Source organism: Streptomyces sp. NPDC005761 (assembly GCF_040630635.1).
Taxonomy (GTDB): Bacteria; Actinomycetota; Actinomycetes; order Streptomycetales; family Streptomycetaceae; genus Streptomyces.
Window position 1 is genome coordinate 115,348 of record NZ_JBEXXX010000023.1, and the last position, 6,283, is coordinate 121,630.

Annotated in this window: 5 protein-coding genes and 1 tRNA gene; 4 read left to right on the forward strand and 2 right to left on the reverse strand. The window is 69.5% G+C overall.

Annotated features, from left to right (window positions below):
- Nucleotides 1–3 precede the first annotated feature (3 nt).
- The 3 genes from ABZ434_RS21720 to ABZ434_RS21730 all read left to right on the forward strand — a co-directional run bounded on the left by ABZ434_RS21720 (nt 4) and on the right by ABZ434_RS21730 (nt 2,554).
- Nucleotides 4–651, forward strand: coding sequence for an OmpA family protein (locus ABZ434_RS21720; RefSeq protein WP_359139225.1), 648 nt, complete (start codon nt 4–6; stop codon nt 649–651).
- 120 nt (nt 652–771) lie between these two features.
- A complete protein-coding gene (locus ABZ434_RS21725; protein WP_359139207.1) occupies nt 772–1,116 on the forward strand; it encodes a hypothetical protein in 345 nt (114 codons plus the stop codon).
- A gap of 268 nt (nt 1,117–1,384) precedes the next feature.
- Nucleotides 1,385–2,554 (forward strand): phospholipase D-like domain-containing protein, encoded by a 1,170-nt coding sequence (locus tag ABZ434_RS21730; protein WP_359139210.1) that lies wholly within the window; start codon nt 1,385–1,387, stop codon nt 2,552–2,554.
- A gap of 327 nt (nt 2,555–2,881) precedes the next feature.
- On the opposite strand, the gene ABZ434_RS21735 is transcribed toward ABZ434_RS21730, so the two are convergent.
- Nucleotides 2,882–5,221 (reverse strand): VCBS repeat-containing protein, encoded by a 2,340-nt coding sequence (locus tag ABZ434_RS21735; RefSeq protein ID WP_359139213.1) that lies wholly within the window; start codon nt 5,219–5,221, stop codon nt 2,882–2,884.
- A gap of 324 nt (nt 5,222–5,545) precedes the next feature.
- Here ABZ434_RS21735 and ABZ434_RS21740 point away from each other — a divergent pair.
- Nucleotides 5,546–5,618: transfer RNA gene (locus tag ABZ434_RS21740), tRNA-Ala, on the forward strand.
- Nucleotides 5,619–5,769: 151 nt separating this feature from the next.
- Here the strand turns inward: ABZ434_RS21740 and ABZ434_RS21745 are convergent.
- Nucleotides 5,770–6,201, reverse strand: coding sequence for a hypothetical protein (locus ABZ434_RS21745; RefSeq protein ID WP_359139216.1), 432 nt, complete (start codon nt 6,199–6,201; stop codon nt 5,770–5,772).
- Nucleotides 6,202–6,283 lie beyond the last annotated feature (82 nt).

The window sequence follows — 6,283 nt, forward strand, 5'->3', positions numbered from 1 at the left end:
AACATGCGCACACGGCGCCGGCCAAGCCGACTTGCGGGGCGATCCATTGCCGTAGCAGTACTGCTGGCCGGTACTACGGTCTTCGGTGCGACAACGGCTCTGGCAGACGACGGCCCGAGCGTGCCACCAGGTACCGAGGCTTCGTCCGAGCCTCCTGTAAAGCTCGACAGCAGCGATCCGGACCTCAAGATGCCCGAGGGCGGAACCCTCGCCCCGGGCAAGGTTCTCGACATCATCCAGGTAGTCGAGGACGAGGGCGGCGAGGAGCGACGTGAGGACACGAACGCGGACATCAAGTTCGCGCTCCAGGCCGAGGTCCTGTTCGGCAAGGACAGCGCGAAGTTGAGCGCCGCCGCCAACTCCCGCATCGCCGCAATCGGCGCCGAGATCAAGAAGCAGAACGCCACCAAGGTGCGCGTCTTCGGCTTCACGGACAACCTCGGCTCCTCCGCACACGGTGACGTGCTCTCCAAGCAGCGCGCCGACGCGGTGCAGTCGGTGCTGGTGAAGTCCACGGGCTCGAACGTCACCTTCGAGATCCGGGGCTATGGCGAGCAGTACCCGATCGCCAGCAACGCCACCGAAGAGGGCCGCAAGAAGAACCGCCGCGTGGAGGTTTCCTTCCCGCGCGGGGAGGGCTCGCAGAGCTGAGCAGCGCAGCAGTTGGGCGCTGCTCGCCCCCAGCCTCGTGGCCGATGCCGTACGCACCGCGCGTACGGCATCGGCCGTTCTGCATGCTCGGCTGTCAGTGGTGACCGGCACCATGGAGCCGTGACCAACACGAACCAGAACAACGCCTCCGTCTGGCGCCTCCACCACGGCGCCCGGGAGATCGCCCGGCTGACCGTGACCGGCGCAGACATGCCCTGGACGCACGCGGACGTCGAGGCCCTTGCGGGCTTCGAGGAGTTCAGCCCGGTCTTCGCCGAGCAGGAGAAGGCTGCCGACGAGGAGGACTGGGAGACGCTCGACGCCTGCTACGAGCGGATCCGCGGCGCGCTCACCATGACCTTTCCCGACGGAACCCCGGTGGCCGAGTTCTGGCTGCACATTCACGACGACGGCACAGCCGGCTGGCGCTGGCAGAGCGAACCGCTCGATGACGTGAATCAGTGAGGGAGGAGGGCAGGGCCGCCTCGACAGCGACAGTCGGCGACGCGCCTCGGCGCCGACGGCCACAACGTCCTGATGGATTCCATGGTCCGCTCGCCGGGACGTCCCGAAGGCTCCAGGATCCTTGACGGAGCGGGTGGAGAAGCCTCGCTGGAAGGCCCCTGACCTGCCCATTGCCCGGATAGCCGACGCTGCGGAACGTCCACCGGCGGGAACCCGCCAATAGCTGCCCCGTCTCGTACGCGTGAGCGACAAGGTGTGATCATGTCGCATGACGAAGAACCCATGGGCCGGACGTTTCCGGTCATTCCGCTTTGCCCTGCTCGGGCTGATGTCCGTCCTGTTCACAGCGGTCTCGGTGCCGCCGGCAGTCGCCGCAGAGGGCACCTGCTCCGAGGACGGCAACTACGAGGTCTGCGTCACCTACGGCGGCGAGGGCAATGTCGACACTCTGATCCCCCGGAAGATCAAGGCGAAGATCGACGCCACGGCAGGAGCCGCGCAGAGCGGCGACTACATCCGCGGCGCGATGTACACCTGGGAGAGCACCGGTTACGGCGCCGAGGTCGCCGACTCGCTGGTACAGGCCGCGCAGAGTGGCGTCAGCGTCCGCCTCGTCGTGGGTTCCATCCAGAGCACCCTCCGCGACAAGTTCGTCAACGCAGGCATCGATCTGCGCATCTGCGCGGACGCGTGCATGAAGGACCCCGACAATGCGTGGAGCGGGGCCATGCACAACAAGTTCTTCGTGATCAAAAAGGGCGACACGCAGCTGGTGCTGCAGACCTCGATGAATCTGAGCAGCTGGCAGGCTCAGCACGCGCAGAACATGCTGATCGTCCGTGATGACGCCGAGCTGTTCGCGGGATATGTCAACTACTGGCGTCGTCTGTACGACCAGGACTGGTCCTGGGGCGGTGTGACCTGGAGCGACGACGACAAGTCGCCCTCCGGAACCAACGGGAACTCCCGGGCGTACTTCTTTCCGCAGTACGCCAAGCAGCCGCTGGTGGGTGTGCTCGCGGGCGTCACCGAGTGCACGACGGGCAACGACCGGGTCTGGCTGGAAGCCAGCCTCTTCGACAGCAGTGACCACTCCCGGGACATCATTGCTCAGCTGAACCGGCTGCGCGGCATCGGGTGCGACGTCAAGGTCGTCGTCCAGGAGGCAAGCGGCAGGGACCAGCTGCTGGCCAACGGTGTCCCGAGCGGCGACATCAGCTGCGACGGCTGGCACCACAACAAGCTGACGCTGATCGACGCGAAGTATGCCGGGGAGTGGCGCAAGGCCGTGTTCGTCGGTTCGTACAACGTGACCTCGAACTCCAACTACCGCGCCAACGACACGATGCTGCGGGTCATCGACGGGTGGGTCACCAACCGGTACATCGATCAGTTCCGGGCCCTGTGGACCAATCCGCGGACCTGCGACGCGGTCTGACGGGTAACCCGGCGAGGCGAGCGCGCCCCCAGCATCCTCGGATGCCCGGGGCGTGCGCGTGCCCCAGCATCCTCTGATGCCCGCGACTCCTGAAAGCCGCGGAGCAAGCACGGGAAGCCGCGCCCGGTGCCGCGACCCGTCGCGGTACCGGGCGCCCTGCTGTTGCAGCAGGTGCTCCGCCCTGCCGGCCTCGATGGCACGGATCACAGAACCGGCCTTGCCGCGGACTCGGACCCTCACGCCGTTCACATCGTTCGACGCATCGTTCGAGCTCTGCCGCCTCCCGAAGCGGCCTCAGCGCTCAGGGCTCAGTTGTCGGAACGGTTGTCAGAACCCGCTCTCGTAGGAGAGGTCGGTCGGCAACACACCGTTCCCCTTCGCACCCTTGAACGGCGCGCGCCAGTCGCCGGTGCCCGCGTAGAAGTACGACCCGGGGCTCTGGCCCGTCCCGCGCTTCAGCGCGAGCAGGTCGGAACGGCCGTCGCCGTTGGCGTCACCGATGCCGATGAGGTCCGTGTAGGAGTTCCACCCCGACCCGATCTTCGTGCGCGCGGCGAACGTGCCGTTGCCCTTGCCGAGGTAGAGCCAGAGAGTGCCGGCCTTGTCGCGTGCGACGAGGTCTCCGGCGGCTGCGCCCGCGAGGTTTCCGGCGGCGGTGAGGTCGTTGTAGACCCCCCAGCCACCACCGACCCTCTTGCGTGCGGAGAAGGGGGCGTTGGCGTTGCCCGTACCGCTGTACAGCCAGAGGACGCCGGACTTGTCGGTGGCGACCAGATCGGCCCTGCCGTCGTTCGTCAGGTCGCCGCCACCCGCGAGCCGGTCGTAGATCCCCCAGCCGCCGCCGATCCTCGTCCGGGCCTTGAGCGGCTTCGTGCCTAGGCCGGTGCCTTCGTAGAGCCAGAGGACACCGCTCCTGTCCCGGGCGATCGCGTCGCTCACGGACGTGCCCGCGACGTTGCCGACGGATTCCATCCGGTCGTACACCTGCCAGCCGGGGCCGACCTGCCAGCCGCCCTCATGGACGAGGTTGTCGCCCGCCGCTGACGGCTGCATGCCGTAGCGGGCCAGACGGCCGGTCTCGTCGCGGACGAACACGTCGGGCGTGCCGTTGTCGTCGTAGTCGTGCGGGGCCACGGGACGCGTCACGGTGAACCGTCCGGTGGCCTTCAGCTCCGGACCGATGCCGTCGTCCGGCCGTGCGGTGATCTCCCAGGTGTACTCGCCGTTGAGGGCGGGGCGGGTCGATTCGAAGCTCGTCAGCTCCTTGCCGTTCCAGTGCAGGGCGACGGTCCGCCGAGCCGGCGTCCCGCCTTCGCGCACGAGCGGCCACTGCAGTCGCTGCCCCGTTCCGACGTGGACCAGCGTCGCCCACACGTACGCGTCGCCGCGGGACAGGTCCCAGCTCATGTCGACGCCCTTGGCGAGCTGCGCACCGGTGATCACGGCCGGGACCTTGCTGCTGAGCAGGGACACCGCGGTCGCCTGGCCGGTCGGTGCGACCAGCGTGGCGACGGGCTTCCCGCCAGCGCCGAGGGCGACCCGGTAGAGACCTTCCCCCGTTGCCGTGGTGCCGCCGCGGACCATCAGCGAGCCGTCGGGGGCGAGGGCGGAGGACGAGGCGTGGGTGAGGAGCGGGACCGTGACGCCGGTCCCCGCCGACTCCGCGACGAAGGGCCGCGGGGGCGTGGGGTTCACGCCGGCGTACACCCCTGCGCTGTACTCGAGGGGGCGCGGCTCGCCCTGGATCACCCAGTCGCCGAGCAGCCGGAAGTCGTCGCCGTGGTAGCCCGGCGCCTTGATCTGCTTGCGTTCGTTCGTGCCGAGGCGGCCGACCTGGATGATCCGGGCGGCGCCGCTCGCCTCGTGCCACGCCGCATGGGTGTCGGAGACGGCGGCCTCGACCATGCGCCAGGGCTCCCCGGCCTGGACGTGCTGGGACACGACGGCGGCGGTGGCGAGATCGACGACGACCTTGCCGCGGACCTCGTTGTACCCGAGGCCGCAGTCGAACAGGACGGTGTGCGCGGTGCGCGCGGTCGCGTTGAGGTCACAGACCCCCGAGGGCATACCGGTCACCACGCGGTCGGTCACGGACCCGCCCTCGACGGTGACGAGGTGGGGCAGCACGTCCCCCTCTTCGTCCTGCACCATGACGATCAGGGTGGAGCCGATCGCGCCGCTGAACCAGGAGCCCTCGCCGAACGCGGCGAGGTCCACCTCCACGGGCTTCGCGGACGGCGTCGCCATGTTGTGGACCTTCAGGAACCGGCTGTCGTCGATTTCCGCCGCGTCCCCCGTCACCACGATGTCCGAGATCCCGCCGGTCACCGAGGCGGCGGCGGGAAGCACGGTCGACGTGCCGTCCGCGTACCGCGTCCAGCGGTACTCGGGGGTGGCGGCGCTGGTCCGCGACAGGAAGCCGGTGGCCCCGGCGCTGACGATCTCCGCGTTCAGCGGGAATCGTACGACCGCCTCCTGCGGAGCCTCGTCGGCGGCGTCCGCCGAAACGGTGGCAGTGGCGCCGGTCCCGTCGCCGCCGCTCGTCGCGGCAGTGGCCGGGACGGCGGACAGGATTCCCCCGGTGGCCGCGAGAGCGGCGGTGACGGCCAGCGCCGTCAGGCGTCGACCGGGTCTGTACTTGTGCTTCTGGGCGCGTACGTGATGCATAACTGCTCCTCCCCTGGAACGCAGGACATTAGCGGGTACGGTCCGCCGGACACCGACCGGGCAGCCCTCTGTCGTCGCTGTGGGCTGCGCAGTTGGGTTACCGAGCGCCGTGCCCGACGGGTGGAGCCGGTCTCCGGGACGGCGGGGCAGAGCATCATCCGCGACGGCCGCGGGCCACGTGGGGGCGGGAGGCGCCCTCCGGGCGGGTCGCCGGCATGTGCGTGGCAGCGCAACCGCGTTACGCGGCAGGGGGGGTTCAGCCCCGCGCATCCGGTAATAAAGGGGCGGCGGGCGCGGGCGCTCCGTACGATCATGCGTGGGACGGGGTTCGTAGCGCAGTGGTCGTCGCGCCTTCACCGCATGTGGGAGGACGCCGGTTCGAATCCGGTCGGCCCCGTCCCGTCCGACGGCGCGTGCTCTTCCACGCAGCGCGTCACGCCCCCTGAGCGACGGGCGGCCGACGCCCGGGGGCCGGGCCGCCTTCTCGCCCCTGGATCCGGCGGGCCTGTCGCGGCCGGCGGCCGTCCTGGATGGCGGGGCAAGGGCAACTAGAGCTCGTAGTCCTGGGCCAGTTCCTCCCAGCGAAGGCTGCGCAGCGCAAGGTCGGCATCGTCGGCCGACGGCGCACCCAAGCCGGTCTGGAACCAGACCACGGTGAGAGCGGAACGGTGCAGCACCGGGTTGGCCTCGGGGTCGACCGCCGTCGAGCGGAAGGCGCCGATGCAGGCCACGGAGGGCAGCACCTCGACGGGGCCGAAGGCGCCGGCGGTCCGGTCCGGATACGTCAGGCAGGGTGGAACCTGATGCACCGGCGTGTCGGGAAACGCACGCTCAGCCTGCCACTGAAGGCCGCTCACCCGCATGTCGTTGATGGGCTTGCACGGGTAGCCCTCCACCATGCCTCCGTAGGTCGAGGACATACGCAGCTCGATGAGCTCGATCGAACGGCCGGAGGACAGGGCTATACGGCTCAGCGACATCTCGCCACCCTATGCGCACGCATCACCAAAGGGCGTCGCACCCCGCAGCCGCGGGCCGGAGACGGCGCGCCGTCTCCGGCCC

Excerpts from the sequence above, each read along its gene's own strand:
- ABZ434_RS21720 (WP_359139225.1), top strand. The coding sequence starts at position 4 with ATGCGCACACGGCGCCGGCCAAGCCGACTTGCGGGGCGATCCATTGCC.
- ABZ434_RS21730 (WP_359139210.1), top strand. The coding sequence starts at position 1,385 with ATGACGAAGAACCCATGGGCCGGACGTTTCCGGTCATTCCGCTTTGCC.
- ABZ434_RS21735 (WP_359139213.1), bottom strand. The coding sequence starts at position 5,221 with ATGCATCACGTACGCGCCCAGAAGCACAAGTACAGACCCGGTCGACGC.
- ABZ434_RS21745 (WP_359139216.1), bottom strand. The coding sequence starts at position 6,201 with ATGTCGCTGAGCCGTATAGCCCTGTCCTCCGGCCGTTCGATCGAGCTC.